Genomic DNA, 25,783 nt, shown 5'->3' on the forward strand with positions numbered 1-25,783 from the left:
CTAGCGCGCAGGTGAGGGTTCGGTGGGTGTCCGCTCGATCTCGCGGACCGGTGCACGCCCGTCACCCGGCCGTGCCCGGCGGTCCCGCTCCGAAGGTGCTTTCGGATCAAAGACCTTCGGCCGCGGCAATGGGATACCCTCCCTGCCAAACGCGTCCAGCATCTGTTCGGCACGCCGCTGCACGCGTGAAATCGACCGCGCGCTAAACCCCTGCTCCCGCATGGCGCCGACCAGAACCGCCAGGTGAAGAACCTTATCCTCGTCGGATATCGTGGAAGGCTGACGCTCCTGCCTGTCCTCGTTCGTCGGGTTGCCAATAGGAGCGGTGGCACGATCGAGTGCGCGCTCGGAGCGGGACACAGACCCGGCCGCCGAGCGTTCGTGCTCCATCACTTCGACCTGCCAGGTATTGCGGTAAACGTCCTTCTCTTCCTCGCCCACCACCATGCCACGGTCATCAAGGATCGGCACATTGACCGTGACGAGCCGCCGACCCAGGTTTTCCAGCGTGGCTTGCTGCCCGGGTTCGGCACGCGACTCCAGCACCGCCCGTTCGAGATCCACACCCCAGACAACGTGATCGGCACCCGTAGCATCTCGGAACACCGCGTAATACGAGTCGCTGCGAGCCGGGTTGTTCTGATAGGGTGCGCGGCCATGTTCGCGCAGTTCGCCGGCATACCGCCGCGGAGCATCGGGCTCGTCGCTACTCGCCAGCTGTCGTCCAATCCGGCGCGACCCCACATGTTCTCCGGTGCGGGACGGCGCCGCGCGAAATGCGTCGCTCACCTCCTTAGGTATTCCGGCTGTGGACGCGGATGCGGGCGCCGACGTGCTGGTCTCTTCGGCACGCGCTTGCGACGTGGCCGCAGGCATCGACGCATCGACCTCGATCCGGTTGTGTAAGCGTGATTGCCGGGCATCCGCCAGACGCGCGAGATCCGCCACCTTCGGCTCATAGCCACTCACCTCAATGCCGAGCAACGTCCCCAGCAGCCACACTTCGCTTCGGAATACCTCATGTCCCGACGCCCGAACGCGACGCCACGATTTTGCCGCCACGATGTCTACCATCGACTCCACCACATCCGGTCGATTGTGTTCCGTGACGAGGTACGGTCCCAGATCCTCGAACGCGAGCTGATACGGCGCATCTTTGAGGAAATACTGGTGACCCGCACGCAGGTATCGCTTACGAACCCGTTCGGGCGGCTGATCGAGTGGCACGCGCGCTGTGTCATTGATCCCCGGCGGCGCATCTGCGGTCGGACGCGTACCGGGCTGCCGTACCGCCTCGGCGTCATCGCGGATCGCCTGATCACGCAGGCGTGCCCGCGCCGCATCGAACTCGCGGCGGCGCTGGGCTGATACGGCATCCATCGCGGCCGCGTCCAGTTGACGGGTCCGACCATCGCCACCGGACTGCTCCGCAAACCCCGGACGCCCGGGAATATCCTGCTCGATCACGTTGATGACCGGAGCGGTAAAAGGAGATGTTTCAGTCATGATGCGACCTCTTCCTGATCAGGTACGACTCGACTCGCCACAACCGGCGACACGTGAGACGGTTTAGCGGTCCGGCCCGGGAGAATCCTGCGACGCCGCCCGCTCCTTTGACTGCTCCAGCGCCGCCGCGCGTGCTTCGCGTATTCGTGCCCACGATCGCGCCTGCAACTGGTCGAGCATTCCCTCGAGGTTCGGACTGAAATTCAATTCACGCGCGGATTTCTTGAGTGAGCCGACGGTACGCTCCAACAGGTCACGCGCCCGATCCCACGGATAGACCTTCGGCCGGTCACCGTCGTAACCGACCTGCAATTCCGAGCCATTCAGCCGGGCGTTCTGATCCATCCATCTGAGCCGGTCGGAGGCGAACTCCATCTGCGCCTTTGGATGAAAGACGACACTGCGCGTCGCCACCTCCTGGATCAGGTAGTGCTCGGTGTTGAATACCTCCCCTCGATATGGCCCGCCGTTCTCCCGCGGCGTACCCATGCGCAACGGTGTGCCGAAACGATGTTCGGCCAGCGCCCGGATCTCGTTGGGCACATCGGCCACTTCGAACAGCGGCTCACCCACCGGTGGGCGTATCGGCGCCAGACGTCGCGACTCGACCGCAGGAGAACCACCAACCGGAGGTACCACGGAAGGCTCGGTTGGCGGGCGCTCTGGAGTCGCTGATTCGCTCGTCGGCGCAGAGGATTCCGGCATGTTGTGCTGCTTTGGCTCGGTACGCTTCGACGAGCGACGACGAGAAACATCCTCTGCATCGTTCACCAGAGTTTCTTTCACGCGGCTCATGATGTCCTCCTTCAGTTCGTCCAGCTTTCCGCCGGTTGCAATACCTACTGTCGACTCCACACCCACAGCCGCCAGCCCGACATCCCGGTACGCGATTTCCCGCAGGCAATCGCCCACATCCCCAAAGCCCGACAGCACCGCCATGTCGTTGAAATCGGTCGGCAACTTGTAGTTGATACGCGCACCTCCAGCGAATACCGGCAGCGCCAGACGCGCCTGCGATTCTTCCACCGCCTGCCGGGCTCTGGTCTCGCCCGGCCCGAGATCCCCAAGCACAACCAGCCCGACGTCGGGATATCGTTCGCGCAGGATTGCGGCGACCTGAGGCAGCGTCCCGCTCGACAGCGTCGCGAGCGCCGGCCAGTCCGTCGCCCGGTAGGCGGACAGTACGGTGGCCATGCCCTCGCCGATCAGGATCGGTGTGGAGGGGTCTCCGGCAGCCGGTGCCGGCCCGGCAATCCAGTACCCACCTTTCTTGAGGCCACCTGCCAGTGAAGATTTGAGGCCATGTTCGTCGATCAGCTCCAGCGTAGAGATCGCCTCGCCGATCCAGAACGGCACCACCAGCACGCGTCCCGTGAGCGGCTGCTCTTCGCTCGCTGGCGCATAGCCCAGCAACGCGTGCAGTTCAACGGCCTCCAGCTCACGCAGTGCCGGCACCGGCTGGAGGTGCTTGCGTACGAGATACGGGTGTTCCGGACCGACTGGTCGCGCCCACTGCCAGATCGCCTGCGCTTCACGGGCTACCGCCTCATGACGGGCCTGCTGCCGTGCCTCTTCACGTACCCGCCGTTCAAGCACTTCGGGACTCACCGCAAATGTTGTCGCCATCCGGTCGGGATAATGCGTGCGCTTCAGATCGAAACCGTGCTGCCGCGCGAGCCAGAACAGCGAGGCGAGCGTCTTGCTACCCGACTCCTTCACCGAGCGCCACGTGGTGCGGGCAGCACGCTCGTTGTAATTGCCGGCCGTGCGGCTCCATTCGTCCCAGATCTCGAAACCAGCGTCACCAAAGCCGTTCTTGAGCGCAAATGCCATGTCTATCCACGTACCGTATTCGTCCGCGGGAATTACAGCGAGCGCAGCACGGGCGCGTGCGGTCTCGTCAACATGCGGTGCACTCATTTCCGGCCTCCCTGTATCTGCACAACACCCGATCTGGCGGCGGGCACAGGTCTGCGCTTCGCACGGATAGGTTTCGCTGGCACCAGCTCCGCGACGTCGAGGTCCGCTACCGACAAGCGACGCTTCGCCTGCGCAAGCCGTGCGGCCGGGACACCCAGCAGCATGAAGTGCCGTTCGACATAGGCTGTCACTTCGTCCTCACTGAGATCAGCCAGACGCGGCGGCAGGTCGCGCGGATTCCATGCCTGCAGCACTTCGAGATACTCAGCCGACGGATGAACGAGGCCCGATCCTTCCGGATCGATCTCCTCGGGCTGCACCTCGCGCAGCCGCCGCTCGACCTGCGCACTGAAACGCGCGAGATTCATGGCAGGCACCGATGGTGCGCTTAACACCCGCGAGGCAAAGACGGGATCACGCCAGTAGGAGATCCTGTCGGCGAGGATCGGCTTGGTGTTCTCCAGCACGATGATTTCCTTGTCGCGCCCGAGCTCCTTGATCTCCTGCGGCAACAGTAGCGGCCTACGCTGCTCGGATATGCTCTCGCTCGATCCGCCCCGGCCACCGAAGATCGCGTGCGAACGGCTGACGCTACGGGACTGATCTGTGAAGGTGCCGAGCATTTCAGAGTAGTCGTTCGCATCTTTCTGCTCGCGCGGTGCATACAGGATCTGCATCGCGTGGTTCGTCAGGAAGGTACGTGCGTCGGCCCGGCCGTAGACGGATTCGAGTTGCGCAACCGACTGCACGATGGAAAGCAGGCGCAGGTTGTAGCCCGCCATGTAAGCAACTGCACGCGCGATGATGTGGATCTTGCCAATCGCCGTCATCTCATCGAGCAGCAAGAGGCACTGGAACCGGAGCGTCGGATCAGCCTCGGGCAACTGCTTCGTGTTGAGATTGACAACCTGCGAAAACAGCAGATTCACGATCAAGGCTGCTTCCGACAGGTGATCGGGCGTGATCCCGACATAGACTGACATCCGACGGCGCCGCAGATCGCGCGGATCAAAATCGTTGGCGCTCGTGGCCGCATCGACAATCGGATTGGCCCAGACTGTGAGCGGCGCGTGGAACGTCGCGAGAATGCTCGCGAGTACCTTGTCGTCGTTCGATAGGAATCGGTTCAGCGCATCGACACATGGCCCGGTCAGCAAACCACGGTGCTGGACGAGCGCGCGATGCAGGTACGACTTGACCGGCATGCCGTTGCCCGACGACTGCCGCAGCACCTCGCCGATCGTGACCGGATAGTCGGGAATCGACTGCGCCTTTCCGGTCCTTCTCGCGTCGCGCCACTCACACAGCAACAGCACGATGCCGAGAAACAGGTTGCGCGCCTGGTCCTTCCAGAAATCATCGTGCCCGCCCGGCGGATACAGGGCATAACCAATCGCGAGGATGTCGCCTACGCGGAACTGCCCGTCCGAGATCGCCGATAGCGGGTTGTACCGATGAGTGCGACCATCCTCGGCGAACGGATCGAACAGGTATACCTCCTGCCCGTGCGCACGCCGGAACCCGGCCGTGAGCGCATAGTTCTCACGCTTGATGTCGAGCACCACGACTGAATCGGGGTAGCTCAACAGGTTCGGGATCACGATGCCCACACCCTTGCCCGAGCGTGCGGGGGCAGCGAGCAGCACGAACTGCTGACCGGTGAAGCGCAGATAACGCCCTCGCCATACGCCGACGACGATGGCTGGTGCATCCGCAACGGGGCGCGCATTCATAGCAACCCCGCCGCGCGGATTTCCGCTTCACTGGCAAACCGCGCGCTGCCATAGAGGCGCCGACGCCCAGAGTGCTCCCATAGTGTGTAAAGCCCCATCAAGGGCCCTCCCACCGCAACGAGTAAGCCCAGAAGCGCCGCACCCGCCAGGCGCCGGCCGCCGTGCGGCATCCGGCCGTCATGCCAGGCAAGCAGCGCATCGCGCCAACCCCATAGCTCCGCATGGAAGGGATTGAGTCGCAGGCTCGCGTACAGGAAGAAGGACGCGAGCCACAGCGAAGCCACCAGAGCGCCCGTTACCACCACCAATATCACGAGCGTGACCAGGGCGGTCCGCGCGTGATGCGCTACCGTTCCGGCGGCTTCCACGTGAGTCACGGATCGATGGTTCGTGTTCATGCCGTCCTCACGCGAACGCCGTGCGCACCTTGCGCACAGGATCGAACCAGATTTCCGTCATGCCCCAGCGCTTGCCGATCTGCTTACCCGCGCCGTCGTAAAGGGCGTGCGCTTCCATGTGCGCGATGACGTCGATGGTCAGAAACAGCAGGCGCTTCAGCGCGGCATCGTCGTATGCGGCGGCTTCGGAATGCTCTTTCGCCATCAGCGCAAAGCGTTCGATCGCAACCGTTGCACTCGATGCGTGATAGCTGGTGATCGAGCCTGCGTGTCCGGTTGTCAGCAACTTCAGGAAGTCATAGGCTTCAGCACCGCGCAGTTCGGCAAGCAGCACGCGATCGGGCCGCATGCGCATCGTGCTCGCGATCAGATCGGCCGGTGTTACGCGCGCCTGCCCGTGCCCACCCTTGCTGTACAGAAGGTGGACGCAGTTCTCGATGTGTCGGATAAACAGTTCCCGGACATCTTCGATCGTCACGATCCTCTCGGTTGACGGAATCGACCGGCACAAGGTTTTCATGAAGCTGGTCTTGCCGGAGCCCGTATTGCCGACGATGACGATATTGAGCCTGCCGGTCACGGCCAGCCGGAAGAACGTGCCCCAGTCCCGCGCGTCCAGGCACTGGACGAGCTTGCGATCCTCAGGGCGCAGCGCCGGCAGCGCCGCGTCGAGGCCATCCGGACGATGCCACACGGTGTCGTCGAACAACCCTTCGTCGCGATACATGTCGAGGCCCTTTTCGCGTGCGGACGGCCGGCGGATCGTGACCGAGACCGTACGCGGCGGCACGACGGGCGGCACCACGATCTGGATACGCGCGTCATCGGGCAACAGCGCGGACAGAACGGGATGCTGGGCCGACACTTCCTGGTTTGTGAGGGTCGCGACCGCCACCGCGAACGACATCAGACGCTCGTAGTCAAGATCGGCATAGTCGTGGCCGTGCCAGCCGAGGTGTGTCTCAGTCAGCACGCGCTGCGGACGGTTGATGATCAGTTCCGTGACATCGGGATCGTCGAGCAGCGGCGCGAATGGCCGCATCAGCTCGCGGACCGACGCGTCGTCAGGAAGCCGCGCGAGCACCGCATCGCCAGCTCGATCCTGTATGGCAGCGCGGGCGATCATGGCGTGGCCTCCGGCCGTAGGGCGTAGACGGATCCGAAATCCAGATCACGCGCAACCACGATCGTAAATTCGGCTCCCTGCTTCTGCGTCAGCGTCGGCGGGATGTTGATCGTGCTGTCGAGCACCCGCGTGGCCATGTCGTTGCCCTGCTGCTGCGTGTTCTCGTAAACGACGGACCCATTGCTGTTGCCGCCGCGTGTGGCCAGATAGCCGATCGCGTCCTGGGCGAAGCCGAGCAGCATGGCCGCGCCGATACGCGCACGCCAGTGGTTATCCACATAACCGTCAATCCCCATGCGCCCGAGCGAGTCAGCCGCTGGCGAATCGATCTCGACGGTCACACCGTGAGGCGTCTCGATACGGGCCGAGAGGATAAAGGTCCGCTTCTGCCCCGGCGACAGGTTCGAGCGATACTGGCTGTTGATCTGGGACCCGCGCTCGATCAGCACTACCCGCCCGTCATCGGAATAGACGTTCTTTGTCACCGTGCAGGTCGACAGCCCTGCCTCGGTCGAATCAAAGGCGGTATCGCCTGCGCAGTCGATCTTGGCGCCCTGCGCAAGGATGAGGCTGCGGTTACCGAGCATGTCCGCGCGCACCCGCGGGGTGGCGGTCGGGGTCAACGCCTGGGCAAGTGCTCCGGTCCCGCACTGACCGGGTGCGGCGGCCGACCGGGCGGAGACGGTTGCCGCCACCGGCGAGGCTGCTTCCGCGACTCCGCCAGATATACCCGCCGCCGGGAGCGTGCCCGTCACGCCACCTTCCTGCCCGCCCGCCCCGGACGTGCCGCCCGCCGCGAGTAACGGTGCATCGTAGTAGCTGCGAGCCGACGCCAGATGCTGAACCGAAACAGGTGGACGGGCCACGACTGGCACCGACCCTGGGACAGGTGCGCTTGCCACGGGTGGCGCGGATGCCGCGCTCGCCGCAGCCGGCGAGTCCTTGAACACGCGCCCCTGAGTCGATGTTTCCGCCACGGCATCGCGATGCGCTTTCGCTTCCGCGTCGTGACGCGCAAGGAACGTGTGAATCGTCCAGACCGCGCCGGCGCCGGCTACGAGGACGACGACAAGCGGCGTCAGCCACCAGGCGCGCGGGCGCGTGCCCCGGTACTGCCCGAGCACCGGCATACCGCGATCAGCAGACGCTCCGGGTTCACCGGCGGAATCCCTGTCACGCGCCTCCCGGCCTCGATCAGTGGGGTCATCCGGTTCGATCGTGTTGCGGGTATCGTCATTCATCATCGCGACTCCGCAACACGCGTTTCACGCCGCTAACCGTCGTGCCATCACTGGGCGGCACTCCATCCATGTCGTACGCGTCGTTCCAGATACCGACAACCTCATCACCGAGACGTAACACGAAGTGCTTCGCCACCTCGTGAACCACGATCGTGTCGCCTTCCATATGTTTGTCGACCACGCTTTCCGTACCGTCGTCCGCCACCCGGAACGTCGCCGGGATCCGCCGGTTGCTGGGAATGCGGATATAGGTAAACCGACCATCGTCCCAGGCCGCCGTCGGCGCGATATTGTCCGAATGCGGCATGGCCTGCATCGAATAACGGGTGTTGCGTATGGCGGGCGACTGGGCGAGGCGCTGGGAAACGACTTCAGCATCGGTTTCAGCCTGTGCCTGAGCCTTCATCTCCTCCGGGTACACGAAGGTCACGCGATACATCTCGTCGCCGTTGGCGAACTTCGCCTTCAGCGGCAGCACCACCAGATCGAAGCTGTAGCTGCGTTTGTCCGTGCGGATCTCGAGATTTGAGTCATGCGCGGCAAGCTGCGGCTTCAGGTACACGTCGTGATCGCCCCTGTTCGCCACCACCTGCCAGCCGTCGCGATCACCGGGCGCCACCACCTGGATCTGTTCGTGCAGATCGAGCGCAATATGGGTGGCAAAGCCGCGCTGTGCTTCGATACGCACAACGGCGTCGGACGCATACACGATCTGCCGGACCCGCGAATCGTTGGACCAGCCAGGCACGTCATACGCGCGGGCAGACAGGCTCACCATCAGCAGGCCCGCAAGCCAGCGCGTCGGGAAAGAAAGTGCTCTCATGGCGTACCTCCCGCTGTCGCGGACGAAGCCGGCGGCGTATATTCGGGATCCCGGCTGTAGGCCGTCACCTTGAAGCCGAACGGATTGGCGACTGCAACGCTTTCGCGCGTGAATACAGGTGGCCGGTAGGTGTAAGCGAGCGTGATCACAAAACGCTGCGTGGGCTCGGCGTTCGCCTGGCCGTTTTTAAACGTCGTGCGCTCGATATGCACCACCGCATGCCCCGGTTCATCGGGTGGCAGCGTGGTCGAGAGAATCCGCGTACGCCGTTCGGTGCCCGGACCGAGTTGCCGGTCCAGCGCATCCGGTCCGCTATAAGTACCCCGGTAATCACGTGCGACCACGTCATCGCTCATGGCCAAAACACTGTCGTAATCGATCTGCAGCAGGCCCCAGGCGTAGCGTTCACGGGCACGCACGTACGCCTCGACCCAATGCTTGTCCTGGATTTCCTTCGTGTGCACATGACGCGCATCGAGCACGTCGATCACCTGGGACTCGCCCGTCAGGCGATCAACCTCGATCGGCAACGGCACAACCCGGTAGAACGGCACCATCACAGCAAGTGCCACCGCACTGAGCGCCGCCACGCAGACTGCGGCGTAGGCAACATGCCATGCCCGCCGTTCGGAGCGCTCCTGCAGATGCGTCAGCGACGCCTCGATGTCAAGTACGCGCCCATAGTCTTCGTGCGCGCTCATGATCCGGCTCCGACGGTCGATGCGGCGGGCGGTTTCAACGGAATGGATGACGCCGGAACGGGAAACACGTGGTTGATCGGCACGCGATGTGATCCGTCCGGCAGGACGGGCTTTGGCGGCCCTGACGAACATCCACTGATCAGGATGACGAAATTTACTAAAAATGATCCAATCAGAATTCTGTACATGGTCGCCCCCTCAGTTCCCGAACGAGGCCGGCACCATCTGGTCCTGCAACCGGGTGATATTCCCTGCACGGCTTAGTACCAGCTCGCTCTGCTGCTCGGCGACCAGCCTGTCTTCCGTCTCAGCCAGCATCCGGAAGAGCTGCAGCTTGGTCATCTCGTTACCCACCGTGGTGGTCTCGGTCTGGATGCGCGCCTGCAGCTCCGCCACGCCTTTCGGGTCCTGCGTCACGTCGATCTGCTGCATCAGGCTCTGGATCTGGTTCAGTTCCTGTAACTCGGTCTGGTACGCCTGCTGGCCGAACGCCTTGTCCTGAAATGGCTTGTTCAGCGTGCGCTGGCACACCTGCTGGTCGATACCCGCCTGGTCCTGGCAGTTGTAAATCTCACTCGCCGAGCGCAGGGACTGAGCGCTCCCGGTCAGCCCGGCGTAGCCTCCGTTCTGAACCGCGGTATAGACGCTCTGCCAGTTCGACGGCAGCGAGCTGGCAACCACCGGATTACCCAGAAGCGCACCAAAGCCGCGCGTGCCGACCGTCGACTGGTAGATCTGGATTTCCTGCTGGACCTCCTGCTCAAGCTGAAGCACCGTCGCAATGGCCTGAGCCACGTTCTGCGCATCGAATACCGGAATGCCCTGCGCATGACCCGCGGAAGAAAGCCCGGCCAATATGACTGCGATACCGGCTATCCTGAATCGTCCTGTCATGATGATCACCTCACTCAACTACCCTGCTGTCCGAGGTTGGCGCGTGCCGCGCGTTGATACGCGGGCATCGAACCACCACCTGAATTTCCCGACCCGCCGCCTGAGCCGGTCCGGTCGCGAATCGTCCCGCCGGGGCGCGGACCGTTTCCGCTACGATTGAGTGCCTGTCCGATCGCGGTTGCGATGCGGCGCGACGCGACACCGGCCACGAATGCCCCGAATCCGGATACCGTGGCGCCGCCGGACAGTCCGGACGCCACAGAGGGCAACTGCCAGCCGACCATCGCCAGGAAAATGGCGGTCGCAAACATGCCGAGTGCTGCGCCCCACGCGGCCGACGCCTCCAGCGCTGCCTGGCCCGCTGCAACGAGGGCGGCCGGGTTGGTACCGGGCGCCGACGTTGTCACCTGGAACGGCGCGAGCTCGGTCGAGAATGCGGTCAGGGCCATGCCCAGGAAAGCTGCAACCAGCACCTGCAGCAGGGCGTAATTCGCCACTTTCGCGGTCCACGCCTCGAAGAAGCGGGCAGTCGGTGCAAACGCGGCGCACGCTATGAAGATCGGTCCGATCCCGAGCACGAGGTCAAGCAGCATGCGGCCCATCACGACCTCGAACGCGAGCACGATCAGGAAAATCGAGCCACCCACGGCGGCCACGAACCCGCACACAATGTCGCCAATAGCCGCGGCAAGTCCGCTCGGGCTGAGCCCTTCATGCGTGGCCTTTTCGGAATAAGCATCCAGCACAAGATCGATCTGCTGGTCGTAGCAGTCGAGCGTCTGATAGATACTTGTGGCACTGGTCGCCGTCACGCTGCTACCGCTGACTGATCCGCATCCGGGATTGCCACCGCCCGTCGTGTTCGCCGCGTTCTGGATCGTCTGGGCGAGGCCCGCCGTCGCACCACTGACGGCCGTCACGACCTGCTGCTGATAGATGCCGCTGCCGAGCGCGAAGGTGAGAATCGCGGCGACCTTGAGCCCACGCCACGCGAACGCGGGCACAGCTTCCTGCGCCTCGCCCCGCACAATCGCCAGACCATAGGCGATGACCCAGATCGTGACGGCGGTGGTCACGACGGGGACAAGCGCGCCCGACAGCGCCGACGAGACGTTCGTCACGTAGGTCGACATGCCGTTCTCGAGCGTGCCGCCGATCGCGGTAAAGAGGCCGCTCATTACACGCCTCCCCGCTGCGCTGCGCGGCGCTTCGCCAGATGCGCGTGGAAAACCGGCAACCACACGTCGGGGTCGTCGCCAACCTGTGCGCGGATCGTGTCGAGCAGTTCGACGTTATCGGTCGTGCCAGACAGCACATCGAGCACATCACCCAGGCCCGCAAGATCAAGCTGCCCAACCGCCGAGCGGTGGCCCTGCTTGACGAGAAACATACGGCTGTTCTCGCCGAGATTGCGCACGATGTTGAACTCGGCTTCGGTCAGCTTGAAGCCGTGCACATAATCGTCGTAGTCCGCCCGTGGGTTCGGCAGAAAGAAGAAGGTCGCGCTCTGCTCGACCAGTGCGCGCGCAATATCACTGCGCAGCACGTCAGCCGGCGACTGCGTATCAAAAATCCCCAGGCCGTTCTGCTTGCGGATCGTCTTCTGTTTGTTCTTCGCGAAATCCGTGAAGACGGGGTCGGAGAGCCGTTTCCAGAACTCCGTCATCACGTAGATGAAGCGCCGGCCGTCGATCAGACCTTCAGTCCGGTGCAGCAGGTACATCGTGACGGGCGTCGAGACTTCGGCATCATCCAGCAAGTCGGTGTCGTCGAACCCAAAAAGACCCGAGCGCGCAAGATCAATTCGGTCGGTCGGGTTGTCAAGCACCCAGCCGAGCCGCCCGCCCATGCACCATTTCGCGAGGCGCGCATGCAGGCTGTTCTCGCCCACGTTCGGCAGCAGTTGCCGCAGCATCGACAGGCGTCGCAACGGCTTGTCCATGCGGGCGACTTCCCGCACCGCGCGCGAGATGTCGAGCTCGTCTTTCGCGGACAGCGGCCAACCCGTGTCAACGAGCTTGCGCACGAGCCGCTCCCAGAAATCCAGCACGGATTCATCGGGTGTCATCTGGAACGGGTTGAGCCCGGTCGGCACGCCACGGCGAAACACGGTGTATGTGCCGCCCATGGCGCGAATCGCGATCTCGGTACCACGGTCTTTGTCATACAGCACGGCCGTGACGCCGTACTTCATCGCCATCGCGAGTAGGAACAGCTCAAGCACCGTTTTGCCCGCACCGGCCTGGCCGACGATCTGGGTGTTGGCGAGCGCCTTTGCATCGGCCGAATCCTGCTTCTCCTGTGTGACATGGAAATTCAGATACAGCGGCTGACCGCTCGGCGTCCTGACGATCGTGATCGCCTCGCCCCATGGATTGCCGTCGCGCTTGCCGGTCGCGAAGTTGTGCAGGCTGGACAGTCCACAGAAATTCCGGGACGTGAGCTTTGCCTCACGCGGCCGGTAGCGCCAGTTGCCCGGCAGCTGCGCAAACCACGCGGCATCGGCCACGAGATCGATCAGCGCCGTCTGGAATCCAGCGTCGGCGAGCTGCGTGCGCGCCTTCGCGACGTGCTTCGACACGTCTCCAGGCGTATCGGCCAGTACGGCAAGCGAATAGTGATACTCGCCAAGCACGAAATCGCCGTTGATCAGGTTATCCAATGCCCGATCCATCGCCCCGATCTGGGAGAGCGCCGCATCTTCGCCGGCAATGAGCTGGTTGCGCTGCCGCTCGAGCGCTTCCTTTGCGCCAGGCTTGTCGAGGATGGTGAAACTCTGCGTTTCGATATATTCGAAGTCGCCGTACAGCAGGCCGTTGAGCATGCCGGGCTCGGTGTCTTCGGGGTAGTCCTTCAGGTCGAGCAACGCGGCATACCGTGTCGCGGCCGGCATGCGGATCTCGACCTTCTCCACTCCGACGAACAGGCGGGAGGTCGGCAGCGCCTCACGGATTGACCCCGAGGGAACCGGCTGCGGCTCCCAGACGGCATTGACGAGATAGCCAAGCAGTTCCAGCGCCGACGAATACCGGCGAGGACGCCGGGTATCAGGGCCTGGCTTGCGATAGGCCCCGAGCGCCACCGGATCATAGCGTTTCAGGCCTGATTCGAGTTGAGCCGCCAGCTCGTCCATTGCCTTGAGTGCTTCGTGCTGGTCATGCCGGATATCGTCATGCGTGCGACGCGCAGCCCGACTGAATACGCGCCCCAGCTTCGTGCGGTTCGGCCGGTAGACGAGCGTCAGATAAAGCTCGTTCGCCATCATCCGGTAGCCTGCAAAGCCCGCGTAATAGCGTGTCGCCAGTTCCTGGCAGAATCGGTTGCCGTACGGCGTGGCAAAGTGATCCGACACGCGCCGACGTAGACGGTGCGACCAGAGCGCCACGTGGCCGCCGGGCAGCCCACGCACCAGCTGGTTGAATCCGTCGTGACGCACGAGGATGTCGGCCGGATCGGTGGCCTCGAATGCGATGCCCGCGAGCTTCCAGATCCGCAGGTAGTCGCCCTCGCGCGTCCTGATCACCTGATCCGTCACGTGCGTCGAATACGGGATGGTGTCGGCGAGTGCCACTTCGCGGTTCGCGACGGCGACGTGTTTCGGGGTAGCTGGCATGTCACGCCCTCCTCTTGAGGCGGACCGGCACGTAAGCGTGTACGCCCCAGGAGCGGCGGTTACCCTGACGCAGGACCATGCGCAGGCGCAGTGCGTACTGCGCCAGGCGCTGGTCGTCGCGGCGCGTGATGAAGCGCATGGCAACGAACACCGGGATCATCAGGAACAGCAGTCCGACGCCGAGCAGCGGACTGGCCAGCAGCGCCCAGATAGCCGGGATCAGCATGCCGCCGCCAATCATGAGGAATGGCACGAGCGGTACACCAAAGATCATCGCGGGCCGCGTGCATCCCTTGAAAACCGGATCCTTGAGCGAGTTCATGATTCGACGCCTCGGATCAGCTCGTCGGAATCAGCATGCCGGCGATTACCGTCGCGCAACCGACGAAGAGACCGCCGATAAACACGTTTGCGATATCACCGAACCGGGCATGCTGGAACATCATCCGGAAGCCCGCCCAGATGATGGAAATCGAGCAGATCACACCGCCGACGCCCAGCAGCGTCGTCTGGATTGTGCTCAGGAGCGTGTTGACCTGCGAAAGCTGTGCCCAGGCCGGGGAGGCAACGAGTATCGTCGTAACCGTAGCGGCGATTTGACGTGCCACTTTGCGACCGGGCTGAACTCTGATCAGCACGTTCCGACAACACCGATTAACAATATGCATTCCTGAATTCATCATTGACTCCTTTCTGCTTTCGATGGGACTGCTATCGTCTGTCCAGTGGACTAGAACACCACGGCGCTGCTGTCTGGCTCGCCAACATTTGTACCCGGTGAGGCGTCAGGTGGCTCCGATACCGGGTGATCAGCTGATCGGGATCGCACCGGATTCGAATGCACGGCGTGATCAACCGGAACAACTGGAATGGGCTCAATCGCCGGCACGACTGCATGAGAGAACGGTGGCACCGGCAGCCGCGCGTTATCGACCACCCGCTGTACATAGCCGGCCCGGTACCCTGTCGATAAATTGCCGCTTGCGTAGCACGACAGGCTCGCGCGAAGTGCAGCCTGCGGATCACGCCGGACATCCGTTTGTCCGTGACGCGCTGCCGTAAAGCAGCCCTGTAGAATCGCGGCGCCCGCAGCCAGATTGCGGCAGGTATCGAAGGCGCTCCGCTCAGTCAGTCCGTACGCGGCCCAGTTGGCGCGGTTCACCTGCGCAAGGCCGACACTGAAGTTCCAGCCATTGGCGGCAAGCACATGCGCGGTGGCCACCGCTTCGGCCTCGCTCACCGGTTGACGCACCAACCGGCCGTGCGTGACGCCGATCGCATACGGATTGAACCCCGACTCCGTCCGCACAATGGCAGTCATCGTGACCGGTGAGACCTGAGGCGCACACTGCTGCGCGAGCGTGGTGAAATCGAGTGGCAGCATCATTGCCCCCCAACGCCGAAGCTGCTCTGCTGTTCAGTCCGTTGCAGGAAGACCGCAGCGGACTGCAACGGATCGTAGGGTACCTGTACGCTGCCCCCGCCGTAGAATTCGGTAATCGTTGAACCCGCACCTGCCACACCCCACCAGACACGGCTATAGAGTTGGTTATCGATGTCGACATTGATCGCAGCGGTGGCGCCGCATAGCAGCTCGCTCTGTTCGGAACCGCCCCAGTGCAGGAGATCCTCACGGCAGTAGCTGCCACTCGCGAAAGTATTGGTCGCAAACGCCCCCTGGGAACCGCCCGCGCCGAAATCACAGATCGGGAACGGATCGCCGTGACGCAGCGCACGCCACAGTTTCTCGATAGGCGGCACGCACGCGCTGTATTGCTCCGGGCCGCCCGGATTGGACAGGCACAGCAGCACCTGGCAGCCCCAGTCATCCGCGCGAGCCATGCCGGGGGCGAACATGGACGCGCCAGCGAATACCACCAGGGCAAGCGACCATCCGCGCAATGCACGGCGCACCATCCCCGGCCTCCGCCCGCTCACTACTGATCGCGACATTTTCATAATCCGCTTCCCTTCCATCAGTGCGACGCCGACGTATGGAACCGGAAGCGAGGAAAAAGAAACCTGCGGCGCCGGGAAACTCGCCGCAAGCTCAAGGGGGATCAAAGCAGAGAAGCCCGCAAACGCAGGCTTTCGGGCATGGCCTAATCACTATGCACACACGCATCCGTCGATACGTCGGGTTCGCTCACGCGTACTCGGTCGTGCCAATCACACATTGGCACGTTGACCGGAACAGATTGTCGATTACGAACGGAGCTTTACCGCGGGCAACCGAAATTGAATCTTATCGGCCATCTGCTCCGTTTCCCAGCGTATTGCCGGGCCGTTCTACCTCATGGCTTCTTCATCAGCAAACCCGCTAATGCCTGCTTGGCGGAGGCCAGTTCGAGTTCAAACCGGCACCACGGATGTCGTGGAATCCCTAGTCGACGACAAATCACTTCACGACCGGCGCGCCACAGGTACACCATGCGCAACAAATCCCGCTGACGCGTTGCAAGCCGCCGCCACGCCTCTTCTATGCGAACTGCATCCGCCGGGTCATACGGACCGCGACTTGCACTCGCCCAGTTATCCAGCCGGGCATCGAGCGAACACGGTTTCAGGTGATCATCCATCGCGTGCCTCGTCGTCGGACGGGGGCGCGCGATACCCAGCGGGATCTTCAAGAAAAAGTTCGATGTCGGTCGCACGCCAGCCAACCGCTCGCTCGCCAAGACGGATCGGACGCGGAAAAGTCCCCTCCTGCATCCGCTGGTAGATTGTCGATCGTTTCAGCCCGACTTCCTGTTCGACCTGGCCGCGCCGCAATATCGCGCCCACCCCACGCAATCTATCGGACATGATTGACCTCCCGCTGTATTGCCCGAATGAGTTCCTGCATGGGCTCCATTCAAGCCGCGGGAGAACCTGACGGGCAACTCCGTCATATCGTCGGGAAATCCCGTCGGGTAGTGAACGTCAGCGATGGCGGCCATCGGACTCAACAACCGAATCCGGCCTCAGCGCGGCAGCAAACGTCTGCGCGCTGCGCGAGGCTTCACCATTGGCCTGCCCCTTGAGACCCAGCTTCTCATCAATGGCGCGCGCAACTGTAGAAGATTTAGGCGGTCGTTCGGGATCCCACTCGGACCAATGCTCCCGCATAACGTCGAAAAGAGCCTCGAGAGTGTGCGTCAGGTGAGGAAGATGAACAACTGCGCCCTCACGCTCTGAAACGGCTTCATGCCTGCGGGCCCGACCTGCCACACCGGCCAAAGGCAACCGCTCGAGCCTGCGTTCCAGATGGGTGGCCCAGACATGATGCATGACAGCCGTCCGGGATATGGCGAGTTCCAGCAACCTGATACGACGATCACGCCCTCTAAGACGGGCCGTCAGACGTGCAATTAAAGCCTGCGATTCTTCACTACGACGGCGCCAGTATTCAAGATCAGGGTTTGCATCGATTTCCGGTCGTGTCGGGGCTGGATGATCCTCAGCCGATTCGAACATATTCCCTCCTTCCCAACTCTACGCGGAGTCGTACTACACAAATGTAGCCCCCTCAGTCAAAGCACGACTGGACCAGATGCTCCGACGGTCCTCCGGCATATCTTCTTATGTTTTCTTTAATTTATTGAACACATGGCACCGGAGCAAGACCGAACCTGTAGGCGCGAAGAAAATTGCCGGCAATGCAGAAAAAATAACGGGCCCGGGCAGTCCGCGAAATCTGACGTGCAAGTCCAGCTCAAGGACAGTCGCAGGACGTCGCCGCGATTTTCCGCAACACGGTCATTGCCTCTTCCACCCGGTCAACCGGAACGAGGATGTGATCGTGGTAATAGCCCGCGATCGTATTGCATGGGATACCCGCCGCCGCGAGTTCGCGGCTGACTATTGCGATAAATCCAACTGCCTCGAGGCTGGAATGAACCGACAAGGTGATCAGACGGGCATCGTATGTGTACGGCAACCCAAGGCGTTGGGCATCATCGCGCTCCACGATTGCCGTTAGCCCCTCTCGCTCCCTTACGGTACAAAGGGCCAATAGCCCGGACGGCAAGACGGAGTCTGAAAAAGAACAATAGACATAGGTCGGCTCCGCCATAACCGGACTGAGAGTCGCACACAGCTTCGCAAGATCCTTTTCGCTCAACGTACCCCTCCGAAAAAAGTGACGTTATGCCACAGGAGAGGGTGTTCACGCTCCCTGTGTTTAGAAATTCTAGACGCTGCGTAGCAGTTCTAACCGCAGCCTCTCAAATACGATTGGCCGACTAAGATCAGATCAATGCTTCTACTGATACAAAAACGTATCGCAGAGTAGATCCCTCGGGGACCTAACGTAACCAGAAGGAGCCTGCGATGAGTTTAGCCACATCATCGTCGGTCATGGCCGATCAGACAACTATACATTCAGCTATCGCCCTGACAGGCGCACGCTGGCACATCCCTCGCGCCAGCGCTTGGCGATCGCTATTGGACATTGCCTTGGACTGGGCGATCATATGCTTTGCGGTCTGGAGTGACTACCGCATCGGCGCCTGGATTACGGTTGTGGCAATCTTCGTGATCGGCAACCGGCAGCGGGCACTCGGCAACCTGCTGCACGAAGCCAGCCACAAAAACCTGAGTGCCCGCCGCAACGTCAATGACTGGATGGCGCGCATCTTCCTCGCTCCAGCACTCTTCAATGACCTGACGCTCTACCGCCTCCAGCACGCGCGGCATCATGCCTGGCTCGGCGATCCAACTCACGACCCCGACTACCTATCGAGCGTTACGCATGAAGGTAATCACTGGTTCGACGCTTACGGGCGCGTACTCAATAATCCAGCGATATTGGCTGGTTCTCTCTTCGGGCATTTCGCCGGAAGGCGACTCGCACACCGCCAGCGGCTCGAGATCGTTCTGTGGTGGGTTTCATGCGAAACCTTACTCGATGTGATCTTCGGCATGCGTTTCGCGCTTCTGTTCTTCGCACTGTGGATGATTGCGAGAGGTACCGTGTTCCATGCCATCACAACATTCCGCGAAATGACCGATCATTACGGACTGCAACCAGGAGGAATTTTCCAATACACCCGTGAGGTTCCGGACCACGGATTCGCCTCGATCTTGCTGCATCCGCATCACAATGGCTACCACCTAACACACCATCTCCTCCCGCATATTCCCTATCGCCATCTGCCGCAGGCGCACGCACACCTGAAGCACATTTCTGCGTTCAATTGCCGTGCGATCATCTGCGACACCTACCTGAGCGGCGTACACGCCAGCGTAAAGGGTTGGGAAGCAGCTCATGTCTGAACGAACATTGAACCTGGCACAGGTAACAAGCCTGCTGGTCTCTACGAGCTGCGGTATTGGCTTTCTCCTGGGCACAGGCGAACTCGCCCTGCGCGGGGGGATGGCTGGCTGCCTCTACGCAATCGCGAGCGCCTTGGGTCTGATCGTACTCGCTGCATGGGCGCCGGCCTTGTCGATTGGACGGCAATCCATCTGGGTCAGATTTGATCAACTCTACGGTGCCTCGGTCAGCCGCAGCGTAGCGCTACTGTCGCTCGTCTGGATGACCGGTGTCCTTGCTGCTCAGATGCGGGGAGGATCCGCAATACTGACGCTGGCCGGCTTTCGACCGACTACGGCACTCCTACTGATAGCTGGTCTTTTGATTTGCCTTTCGCTGATGCGGCTCTCATGGCTTGCCGCCGGATTCGCGATCTGCATGCTTGCGTGCAACGTCGCACTCGTGCGTACGTTGCTCGAAACGGATGGGTTCAGTGTCTGGGTGCATGCGCCAATGCAGTTCTTAGATGGGCTTCGCACAATGACGCTGGCGCATACCGGATTTACGGTCGTCTCCGTCGTGGTGATGGTCATATGTGGAGCGGATTATCAGCAGTTCGTGGTCGCAGCGCGAGCTCCTACGACGGCCCGCGCTGGCTGCCTGTTCGCAGCAGCGCTCGTCTTCTTGATCGGATTTCTGCCGGCCTCCGCTGTAATCGCGGCTGCCCCGGTCTGGCATCTGGAGCACGTCGTCGATCCCGTACAGGTTGTTCCGATTGTACTGATGCATACCCTTTCGAGTTACGCAGTGAGCGCCGCGAGCGGTCTCGTTGTCGCCGTACTAGGCCTAACAGCTCTTGGTGCCGGATGCTCGATTCTGCGAGCAATGGCTGAAGCTATGGCCACACTCGGCCCACCTTCCATGACAGGACCAATCTGGTCCCGCGTCCTGCCCGTCGTACTGGGTTCCCTCGTCACCACGCGCGAACAAAGTCTCGTCGACATGATGATCGACCTCAATATGGTCTACATCTCCGCAGTGGGTCCGCTTCTAATATTCGGCTTAGTACGTACATCCGTCTCGCATGCAACTGCCAACGCAACAATGGTGACCGGATTCTGCATCGCCATGACCTGTTACCTGATGCGCTGGACAGGGGCAACAGAAATACCTGAAGCGGCCCCCCTGCTTTTCGCGTTGCCGACTTCGCTTGCGATTGGAGTTTTGATGGTTCGCCGATCCAACAACTTTGCTTCAGCTACCCACGCCGGGCATCGACTACCACATTGGCCGAAGGGGTCCTCAAATGGTCAGTCCGCGACTTCGCCCTCATCCCCCTTACCGGACGACGCGGGCGCTGGTTGAATCAATGCTCGACGGGCCTCACGCATCACAGTTTCGCTAATCGCAGTCGCATTGGGCGGTGCCACCTCCCAATGATGCCAATACAGATCAACGGTAATCCTGTTACGCGGCGCCAAGGCAACCAGATCACCGGAATCAATCAGAGCTTGAGCCTGCATGGACGGAACAAGGCCATACCCGACACCCGCCCGAATCGCCGTCAAGAGCGCCATTGGGGAGGGGAAATAATGCGTGGCATAACCGCTCACTGGGAAACCAAGCAGGCGTTCAAGGAACGCTGCATGTAAGCCATCCTTTCGATTAAAGAGCACAGCGGGGGCGGCCAGGATATCGTGCATATTGAGTCCATGCGTAAAACAGGCCGCAGAAAATTCCGGAGCAGCCACACATTCATACTCCATCGCACCAATAGGCTCTGCAACAAATCCGGTCGGCGCAGTACTCGCCGTCGAAACACACCCGATAGCCTCTCCGCGTGCCAATACCGGCAGGGTATGATCCTGGTCGTCGACTATAAGTTCCAGCGCGAAACTCTCCTTCGCTATAGCACAGGCGGCGGGGCCAAACCATGTCGCCAGCGAATCTGCATTGACCGCAATTGCGATCTTTGCCCGCGCGTGTGCACCTGGCTTGATTTGCTGAATAGTATCCGCCTCCAATGACCTCAGCATGTGGATATGCCGAAGGAGCGCTTCACCAGCCGGTGTTGGCGTAACCCCATCACGCACAAGCAACGGCGTACCAAACGACTCTTCTAGAGCGATTATTCGTTGGGAGACAGCACCACGAGTAATGTTTAACGCGTGCGCCGCTTGCCCAAAATGTCGAAACTCAACGACTGCAAAAAATGTTTCCAGTTGTTGACGGTCGAAATTCATATAGAGCTGCCCCGATATTGGTCCGGACCACGGTTAGGGTGCGAGGTTAAAAGACCGCCGGGCTTCATGCCCAGACAAACTACTCGGACGTCGGTACCTTAGCACGGCCCGGTTAATCCTACGGTAGATGCACTCTGTGCAACAATGGAAAACCGCAACTGAAGCCGCAGCACATCGGTATAGAAAACGAAGTACATGACGCGTTACGATGCGTAAGGCATATGAGCATGGAGGCGAACGACACGGCAAAGAACATCATGTCGGCCTCCGGCACCGCTATTTTCATGCCTATCGCGACGCGCGCCGCGACGAACGCACCCACTGCGCCGCCGATCCACCAGCGCAACCAGCAGCAGGCCGAGCCCGGGCCGAGATTCGAGCCGACCGCTGCGGCCTGCTTGGCGATCAGCGGATAGCGATCGCCATCCGGACCATGCCGAAGGTATTGCCGATACCCGCCATCTTCGTATTCGACAGCCCCTTGGGGCCTGAATGAAGCAGACCGAAGCGACCGGATACAGCAGCGTGACGACGTAGATCGCCAGCACGAAGATGGTCAGGTTGATCACCGTGTGATTGATGACTTCCATCCCTGCTCTCCTTTATGACCTGCGCGCGACTTCGCCATCGCGGGACAGAAACGTGGCCGCGACGATATCGTCGGAGAGAGCAATGTTCAGCGCGCCTTCCTTCGTGACGATCAGATTCAGGAAGTCGAGCAGATTGTGCGCGTAGAGCGACGACGCGTCGGCCGCGACCATCGACGGGACGTTCGTGTAGCCGACGAGCGCCACGCCGTGCTTCGTCACGACCCAGTCCGCTTCGTTCAGCGGGCAGTTGCCGCCGCGCCGGCCTTCATATTCGGCGCCACATCCCGCCGCGATGGTCCGTTGTGCCGTCTGTGGGCGCTATGTAGCGCTTGTCGTCAGCGACGCGACGGCATCGGGAATGTTCGGCAAAATGCTAGCCCCTTCCGAAACCGTCAGAAAACGGCATGTCGTTACTGGTGTGTGCGGTTGCCGTGGGCATAGCGCGCACCGGCAAACGCGGGAGCAAAGCCGTCCCGAACTGAGCAACGAACGCGTCCGCTACCCGTCCCCGAAAATTCCGCTTTGTTCCCGCGAGAGCCGTCCGTCATGTGGGGGCAAACGTGGGGGCAAAATCGGCCCCAAACGAAAAAGGCTCTCAGAGCCGAAGCCATGAGAGCCTTATATCCGTTGGTCGGGGCGAGAGGATTTGAACCTCCGACCACCTGCACCCCATGCAGAAGTTGCCCGTCTAACCGTCATGCGACAGCCTGGACTCCCGGGGGTGTGATCGACATGACGGTCGCAGACACCCCCGCGCAGTACTGCGACCAATGCTCCATCATCTTTCGGCGCCTTTCGAGCATGTCTCCTCGCTGATATGCGCGCCTCGCCTTGTTGCCGGTCTTGTGGGCGATCGCCTTGTCGGCAAGTACTTCGGGATACTCACCATATTCCTCGGCCCAGTCCTGAAATGTCGAGCGAAAGCCGTGCACTGTGATCTCTGAATATCCCATACCATCGAGCAATTCGAGCATCGCCATGTTCGAGAGCGGCGCCCCCTTCTTGTCGCCGGGGAAGAGATAACCATACCTGGCCGTCTGCATAGCCTTCTTCACGAGTTCGCAGGCGATATCACACAATGGCACACGGTGAGGAAGGCCCATCTTCATTCGCTCGCCGGGGATCGTCCAGATCTTGTGGCGTAGATCGAATTCCTCGGGCCGCGCTCCCCGGATCTCGTTCGTACGGCAGACAGTCAAGATCACCAGATGCAACATTACTGCTGAGCGTGAACCCTCTTCTTCCTTCGCCTCAAGCTTCGGCATGAACTCAGGTATATCCGCCCACGGAAGAGCCGGGAAGTGTCTAACAGCGCGCTTGCGCTTTGCCAGCACCTTGTCCAGATGACCGCGCCAGCGTGCTGGATTGTCGCCATCACGATGACCAAGCACCTTCTCAGCATCCAGGATGTTCTCGATGCGGCCACGCACGCGGCCTGCAGTCTCGCGCTTGGCCGACCAGATCGGCTGCAGGATACGTACCAACATCGGCGTATCGATATGACGTACATCGACGTCACCGATCACAGGATAGGCGTAGGTCGTGAGTGTGTTCGCCCACTGTTGAGCATGCTTCTTGTTTTTCCAGCTCGGCGACATCTTCTCGATGTATGCCGCTGCGGCGTCGCGAAACAGAGTCGCGCCTTCAGCGGCGGCTTTGCGATGCGCCTCCTTGCGTGCCTCGATGGGATCAATTTTGTCCTTCACGAGTGCCCTGCATCGGGCCGCCTCGGCGCGCGCCTCCGCCAACGATATGGTTGTCGCCGACCCAAGGCCCATCTCGCGCGAACGCCCGAACAGTTTGAACTGGTAGATCCAGGAGCGCGAGCCCGAACTGGAAATCTGAAAGTACAGACCGCCGCCGTCAGCGTAATAGCCGGGATCGACGAGCTTCGCGATGCGTAGCGCCGATAGTCGATGAAGCTGCCTGGATTGAGATTCCGCCATTTCCTACCCCTACTTTCACCCCAACTTGATGGGTTGATTTTGTCGGTACGAGCCGGAAGCAGCAACAAGAAAAACACCCCCAAAACCTCGCTGTTCCGAGGCTTTGGGGGTGTCCGATGGAACCAGGCAGATTTGCCTGGACCGCCTATTGGCGGAGACGGAGGGATTCGAACCCTCGATCCAGGTTTTGGCCCAGATGCTCCCTTAGCAGGGGAGTGCCTTCGACCTCTCGGCCACGTCTCCCAAACTTTCTGTCGCACAGGGAGTCAGTGCGACGAAGCAAAGATAATAGCGGGCCAAGCCGGGAAGGTCAACGTCCGGAGAACATTTTTTGTGCCAACGAGGCGCCTCGCGACGCAATTTATTCACACGAACGACACAAAACAAACGGGACGCTCTAGAGTGCCCTTTTTCCCGTCATTTACGCCTGATCAAGTTCGAAGGCCTTGTGGAGCGCGCGCACCGCGAGCTCCATGTACTTTTCGTCGATCAGCACCGAAATCTTGATTTCGGACGTCGAGATCATCTGAATGTTGATGCCCTCTTCAGACAACGTGCGGAACATCTTGCTCGCGATGCCGACGTGCGAGCGCATCCCAACGCCGACCACCGATACCTTCGACACCTTCGGGTCGCCCAGCACCTGCTCGGCCTGCACGTGCGCCTTCACGGTGCCCGTCAGGATCTCCATTGCACGCGCATAGTCGCCGCGGCCGACCGTGAACGTGAACGCCGTCTTGCCCTCGACGCTCTGGTTCTGGATGATCATGTCGACGTCGATATTCGCGTCCGCCACCGGACCGAGAATCTGATACGCGATACCCGGCTTGTCGGGCACGCCCATCACGGCGATACGAGCTTCGTCGCGCTGAAACGCGATGCCCGAGATGACTGCTTTTTCCATGGTCTCATCTTCTTCAAAAGTAATCAGGGTGCCCGACTTCATTTCTTCGTCGAGCGGCATCAGCGGATCGGTCAGGCTCGACAGCACGCGCGTCTTCACCTGATATTTGCCGGCGAATTCCACCGAGCGGATCTGCAGCACCTTGGAACCCAGGCTGGCCATTTCCAGCATTTCTTCGAACGTCACGCGATCGAGCCGGCGCGCTTCTTCAACAACGCGCGGGTCCGTCGTGTACACACCGTCGACGTCCGTGTAGATCAGGCACTCGTCGGCCTTCAGCGCGGCCGCGACCGCGACGGCCGACGTGTCCGAGCCGCCGCGGCCGAGCGTCGTGATGTTGCCGTCCGGGTCGATACCCTGGAAGCCCGTGATCACGACCACCTTGCCGGCCGCGAGGTCGCGCTTGACGCGCTCGCCGTCGATGTCGCTGATGCGCGCTTTCGTGAACGCGCTATCCGTTTTAACCGGCACCTGCCAGCCTGCGTAGCTGAGCGCGTCGACGCCGGCTTCCTGCAGCGCGACCGCGAGCAGACCCGAGCTGACCTGCTCGCCAGTGGCGGCGATCATGTCGAGTTCACGCGGGCTCGGTTGAGTCGTGATTTCTTTCGCGAGGCCAAGCAGGCGATTGGTTTCGCCGGACATTGCCGAGGGCACGACGACCATCTGATGGCCAGCCTTGTGCCATTTCGCGACGCGCCTGGCGACGTTCTTGATGCGCTCGACCGAGCCCATCGAGGTGCCGCCGTATTTGTGTACGATGAGTGCCATTGTCGTTCTGAACTGGAAGAGAAACCGCGCTGGCGCGCTGGAGACGACCGCACAGAAAGCACCGGGGCGCAACGTCTCGTGAACGGCGGCAAAGTGTGTGGCGGCGTAGATGCAGCACGCGTGCAGCACGCGCGGATTTGC

24 protein-coding genes, 1 tRNA gene and 2 pseudogenes are annotated in these 25,783 nt (G+C 61.5%); 2 read left to right on the forward strand and 25 right to left on the reverse strand.

Features of this window, described 5'->3' with window-relative positions:
* From F6X42_RS05025 to F6X42_RS05115, 19 genes are all read right to left on the reverse strand, one after another.
* Window positions 1-1,506 (reverse strand): LPD7 domain-containing protein, encoded by a 1,506-nt coding sequence (locus F6X42_RS05025; protein ID WP_187633135.1) that lies wholly within the window; start codon window positions 1,504-1,506, stop codon window positions 1-3.
* Between the two features lie 63 nt (window positions 1,507-1,569).
* Complete coding sequence (locus F6X42_RS05030; RefSeq protein WP_187633136.1) at window positions 1,570-3,426, reverse strand: PriCT-2 domain-containing protein; 1,857 nt, start codon at window positions 3,424-3,426, stop codon at window positions 1,570-1,572.
* Complete coding sequence (locus F6X42_RS05035) at window positions 3,423-5,159, reverse strand: type IV secretory system conjugative DNA transfer family protein (protein WP_187633137.1); 1,737 nt, start codon at window positions 5,157-5,159, stop codon at window positions 3,423-3,425. Before F6X42_RS05035 ends, F6X42_RS05030 begins: the two co-directional genes overlap by 4 nt.
* Window positions 5,156-5,557 carry a hypothetical protein gene (locus F6X42_RS05040; RefSeq protein ID WP_187633138.1) on the reverse strand — a complete coding sequence of 134 codons (402 nt, stop codon included), beginning with the start codon at window positions 5,555-5,557 and terminating at the stop codon, window positions 5,156-5,158. The genes F6X42_RS05035 and F6X42_RS05040 overlap by 4 nt, the downstream gene beginning before the upstream one ends.
* A 7-nt stretch (window positions 5,558-5,564) precedes the next feature.
* Window positions 5,565-6,683 (reverse strand): P-type DNA transfer ATPase VirB11, encoded by a 1,119-nt coding sequence (gene virB11, locus F6X42_RS05045; protein WP_187633139.1) that lies wholly within the window; start codon window positions 6,681-6,683, stop codon window positions 5,565-5,567.
* Entirely contained in the window at window positions 6,680-7,924 is a 1,245-nt protein-coding gene (gene virB10 / locus F6X42_RS05050; protein WP_187633140.1) for a type IV secretion system protein VirB10, read from the reverse strand. Before virB10 ends, virB11 begins: the two co-directional genes overlap by 4 nt.
* The gene (locus F6X42_RS05055; RefSeq protein ID WP_246529962.1) at window positions 7,917-8,702 is read right to left on the reverse strand and encodes a TrbG/VirB9 family P-type conjugative transfer protein; all 786 of its coding nucleotides are present in this window, start codon (window positions 8,700-8,702) and stop codon (window positions 7,917-7,919) included. Before F6X42_RS05055 ends, virB10 begins: the two co-directional genes overlap by 8 nt.
* 41 nt (window positions 8,703-8,743) lie before the next feature.
* On the reverse strand, window positions 8,744-9,448 hold the full coding sequence (locus F6X42_RS05060; protein WP_187633142.1) for a VirB8 family type IV secretion system protein: 705 nt from the start codon (window positions 9,446-9,448) through the stop codon (window positions 8,744-8,746).
* 198 nt (window positions 9,449-9,646) lie between these two features.
* Window positions 9,647-10,342 (reverse strand): P-type DNA transfer protein VirB5, encoded by a 696-nt coding sequence (gene virB5 / locus F6X42_RS05065; protein WP_187633219.1) that lies wholly within the window; start codon window positions 10,340-10,342, stop codon window positions 9,647-9,649.
* 14 nt (window positions 10,343-10,356) lie between these two features.
* Window positions 10,357-11,520: a TrbL/VirB6 family protein gene (locus tag F6X42_RS05070; protein ID WP_187633143.1), complete on the reverse strand. Its 1,164-nt coding sequence runs from the start codon at window positions 11,518-11,520 to the stop codon at window positions 10,357-10,359.
* A complete protein-coding gene (locus F6X42_RS05075) occupies window positions 11,520-13,955 on the reverse strand; it encodes a VirB4 family type IV secretion/conjugal transfer ATPase (protein WP_187633144.1) in 2,436 nt (811 codons plus the stop codon). The genes F6X42_RS05070 and F6X42_RS05075 overlap by 1 nt, the downstream gene beginning before the upstream one ends.
* A 1-nt stretch (window position 13,956) precedes the next feature.
* Entirely contained in the window at window positions 13,957-14,277 is a 321-nt protein-coding gene (locus tag F6X42_RS05080; protein WP_187633145.1) for a VirB3 family type IV secretion system protein, read from the reverse strand.
* Between the two features lie 16 nt (window positions 14,278-14,293).
* Window positions 14,294-14,635 (reverse strand): TrbC/VirB2 family protein, encoded by a 342-nt coding sequence (locus tag F6X42_RS05085; RefSeq protein WP_187633146.1) that lies wholly within the window; start codon window positions 14,633-14,635, stop codon window positions 14,294-14,296.
* Window positions 14,636-14,685: 50 nt separating this feature from the next.
* Window positions 14,686-15,339, reverse strand: a complete 654-nt coding sequence (locus F6X42_RS05090; protein ID WP_187633220.1) for a lytic transglycosylase domain-containing protein — start codon at window positions 15,337-15,339, stop codon at window positions 14,686-14,688.
* Window positions 15,339-15,872, reverse strand: coding sequence for a hypothetical protein (locus F6X42_RS05095; RefSeq protein ID WP_246529963.1), 534 nt, complete (start codon window positions 15,870-15,872; stop codon window positions 15,339-15,341). The genes F6X42_RS05090 and F6X42_RS05095 overlap by 1 nt, the downstream gene beginning before the upstream one ends.
* Before the next feature lie 377 nt (window positions 15,873-16,249).
* Entirely contained in the window at window positions 16,250-16,534 is a 285-nt protein-coding gene (locus F6X42_RS05100) for a hypothetical protein (RefSeq protein WP_187633147.1), read from the reverse strand.
* Window positions 16,527-16,760, reverse strand: coding sequence for a helix-turn-helix transcriptional regulator (locus F6X42_RS05105; RefSeq protein ID WP_187633148.1), 234 nt, complete (start codon window positions 16,758-16,760; stop codon window positions 16,527-16,529). The genes F6X42_RS05100 and F6X42_RS05105 overlap by 8 nt, the downstream gene beginning before the upstream one ends.
* A 117-nt stretch (window positions 16,761-16,877) precedes the next feature.
* Complete coding sequence (locus tag F6X42_RS05110; protein ID WP_187633149.1) at window positions 16,878-17,411, reverse strand: hypothetical protein; 534 nt, start codon at window positions 17,409-17,411, stop codon at window positions 16,878-16,880.
* A gap of 238 nt (window positions 17,412-17,649) precedes the next feature.
* Window positions 17,650-18,057 (reverse strand): ACT domain-containing protein, encoded by a 408-nt coding sequence (locus tag F6X42_RS05115; protein WP_187633150.1) that lies wholly within the window; start codon window positions 18,055-18,057, stop codon window positions 17,650-17,652.
* A 209-nt stretch (window positions 18,058-18,266) separates the two neighbouring features.
* Here F6X42_RS05115 and F6X42_RS05120 point away from each other — a divergent pair, with 209 nt between their 5' ends.
* Together F6X42_RS05120 and F6X42_RS05125 are read left to right on the forward strand one after the other, a co-directional pair.
* A complete protein-coding gene (locus F6X42_RS05120) occupies window positions 18,267-19,211 on the forward strand; it encodes a fatty acid desaturase family protein (RefSeq protein ID WP_187633151.1) in 945 nt (314 codons plus the stop codon).
* Window positions 19,204-20,556, forward strand: coding sequence for an SLC5/6 family protein (locus F6X42_RS05125; protein ID WP_184012454.1), 1,353 nt, complete (start codon window positions 19,204-19,206; stop codon window positions 20,554-20,556). Before F6X42_RS05120 ends, F6X42_RS05125 begins: the two co-directional genes overlap by 8 nt.
* Here the strand turns inward: F6X42_RS05125 and F6X42_RS05130 are convergent.
* From F6X42_RS05130 to F6X42_RS05155, 6 genes and pseudogenes are all read right to left on the reverse strand, one after another.
* Entirely contained in the window at window positions 20,502-21,434 is a 933-nt protein-coding gene (locus F6X42_RS05130; protein ID WP_187633152.1) for an HTH-type transcriptional regulator ArgP, read from the reverse strand. The genes F6X42_RS05125 and F6X42_RS05130 overlap by 55 nt on opposite strands.
* Window positions 21,435-21,729: 295 nt before the next feature.
* Window positions 21,730-21,979 (reverse strand): annotated as a pseudogene (locus tag F6X42_RS43825) (NAD(P)(+) transhydrogenase (Re/Si-specific) subunit beta); the annotation flags it as partial.
* A gap of 57 nt (window positions 21,980-22,036) precedes the next feature.
* Window positions 22,037-22,318, reverse strand: a pseudogene (locus tag F6X42_RS05140) (NAD(P)(+) transhydrogenase (Re/Si-specific) subunit alpha); the annotation flags it as partial.
* A 401-nt stretch (window positions 22,319-22,719) separates the two neighbouring features.
* Window positions 22,720-23,970 carry a tyrosine-type recombinase/integrase gene (locus tag F6X42_RS05145; protein WP_187633154.1) on the reverse strand — a complete coding sequence of 417 codons (1,251 nt, stop codon included), beginning with the start codon at window positions 23,968-23,970 and terminating at the stop codon, window positions 22,720-22,722.
* A gap of 149 nt (window positions 23,971-24,119) precedes the next feature.
* Window positions 24,120-24,213 (reverse strand) — tRNA-Ser (locus tag F6X42_RS05150).
* A 178-nt stretch (window positions 24,214-24,391) separates the two neighbouring features.
* Window positions 24,392-25,642 (reverse strand): aspartate kinase, encoded by a 1,251-nt coding sequence (locus tag F6X42_RS05155; protein ID WP_187633155.1) that lies wholly within the window; start codon window positions 25,640-25,642, stop codon window positions 24,392-24,394.
* Window positions 25,643-25,783 lie beyond the last annotated feature (141 nt).

Origin of the sequence: Paraburkholderia podalyriae (genome assembly GCF_014397785.1) — a bacterium.
GTDB lineage: Bacteria > Pseudomonadota > Gammaproteobacteria > Burkholderiales > Burkholderiaceae > Paraburkholderia > Paraburkholderia podalyriae.

What these genes read in the sequence shown, in the direction of transcription:
- F6X42_RS05090 (WP_187633220.1), bottom strand. Translation starts at nt 15,339, where the DNA reads ATGCTGCCACTCGATTTCACCACGCTCGCGCAGCAGTGTGCGCCTCAG.
- F6X42_RS05030 (WP_187633136.1), bottom strand. Translation starts at nt 3,426, where the DNA reads ATGAGTGCACCGCATGTTGACGAGACCGCACGCGCCCGTGCTGCGCTC.
- F6X42_RS05025 (WP_187633135.1), bottom strand. Translation starts at nt 1,506, where the DNA reads ATGACTGAAACATCTCCTTTTACCGCTCCGGTCATCAACGTGATCGAG.
- F6X42_RS05105 (WP_187633148.1), bottom strand. Translation starts at nt 16,760, where the DNA reads ATGTCCGATAGATTGCGTGGGGTGGGCGCGATATTGCGGCGCGGCCAG.
- F6X42_RS05100 (WP_187633147.1), bottom strand. Translation starts at nt 16,534, where the DNA reads ATGGATGATCACCTGAAACCGTGTTCGCTCGATGCCCGGCTGGATAAC.
- F6X42_RS05155 (WP_187633155.1), bottom strand. Translation starts at nt 25,642, where the DNA reads ATGGCACTCATCGTACACAAATACGGCGGCACCTCGATGGGCTCGGTC.
- F6X42_RS05120 (WP_187633151.1), top strand. Translation starts at nt 18,267, where the DNA reads ATGAGTTTAGCCACATCATCGTCGGTCATGGCCGATCAGACAACTATA.
- F6X42_RS05095 (WP_246529963.1), bottom strand. Translation starts at nt 15,872, where the DNA reads ATGGTGCGCCGTGCATTGCGCGGATGGTCGCTTGCCCTGGTGGTATTC.
- F6X42_RS05130 (WP_187633152.1), bottom strand. Translation starts at nt 21,434, where the DNA reads ATGAATTTCGACCGTCAACAACTGGAAACATTTTTTGCAGTCGTTGAG.
- F6X42_RS05125 (WP_184012454.1), top strand. Translation starts at nt 19,204, where the DNA reads ATGTCTGAACGAACATTGAACCTGGCACAGGTAACAAGCCTGCTGGTC.
- F6X42_RS05070 (WP_187633143.1), bottom strand. Translation starts at nt 11,520, where the DNA reads ATGAGCGGCCTCTTTACCGCGATCGGCGGCACGCTCGAGAACGGCATG.
- F6X42_RS05040 (WP_187633138.1), bottom strand. Translation starts at nt 5,557, where the DNA reads ATGAACACGAACCATCGATCCGTGACTCACGTGGAAGCCGCCGGAACG.
- F6X42_RS05035 (WP_187633137.1), bottom strand. Translation starts at nt 5,159, where the DNA reads ATGAATGCGCGCCCCGTTGCGGATGCACCAGCCATCGTCGTCGGCGTA.
- F6X42_RS05080 (WP_187633145.1), bottom strand. Translation starts at nt 14,277, where the DNA reads ATGAACTCGCTCAAGGATCCGGTTTTCAAGGGATGCACGCGGCCCGCG.
- F6X42_RS05055 (WP_246529962.1), bottom strand. Translation starts at nt 8,702, where the DNA reads ATGGTGAGCCTGTCTGCCCGCGCGTATGACGTGCCTGGCTGGTCCAAC.
- F6X42_RS05110 (WP_187633149.1), bottom strand. Translation starts at nt 17,411, where the DNA reads ATGTTCGAATCGGCTGAGGATCATCCAGCCCCGACACGACCGGAAATC.
- F6X42_RS05085 (WP_187633146.1), bottom strand. Translation starts at nt 14,635, where the DNA reads ATGAATTCAGGAATGCATATTGTTAATCGGTGTTGTCGGAACGTGCTG.
- virB10 (WP_187633140.1), bottom strand. Translation starts at nt 7,924, where the DNA reads ATGAATGACGATACCCGCAACACGATCGAACCGGATGACCCCACTGAT.
- F6X42_RS05145 (WP_187633154.1), bottom strand. Translation starts at nt 23,970, where the DNA reads ATGGCGGAATCTCAATCCAGGCAGCTTCATCGACTATCGGCGCTACGC.
- F6X42_RS05075 (WP_187633144.1), bottom strand. Translation starts at nt 13,955, where the DNA reads ATGCCAGCTACCCCGAAACACGTCGCCGTCGCGAACCGCGAAGTGGCA.
- virB5 (WP_187633219.1), bottom strand. Translation starts at nt 10,342, where the DNA reads ATGACAGGACGATTCAGGATAGCCGGTATCGCAGTCATATTGGCCGGG.
- F6X42_RS05060 (WP_187633142.1), bottom strand. Translation starts at nt 9,448, where the DNA reads ATGAGCGCGCACGAAGACTATGGGCGCGTACTTGACATCGAGGCGTCG.
- virB11 (WP_187633139.1), bottom strand. Translation starts at nt 6,683, where the DNA reads ATGATCGCCCGCGCTGCCATACAGGATCGAGCTGGCGATGCGGTGCTC.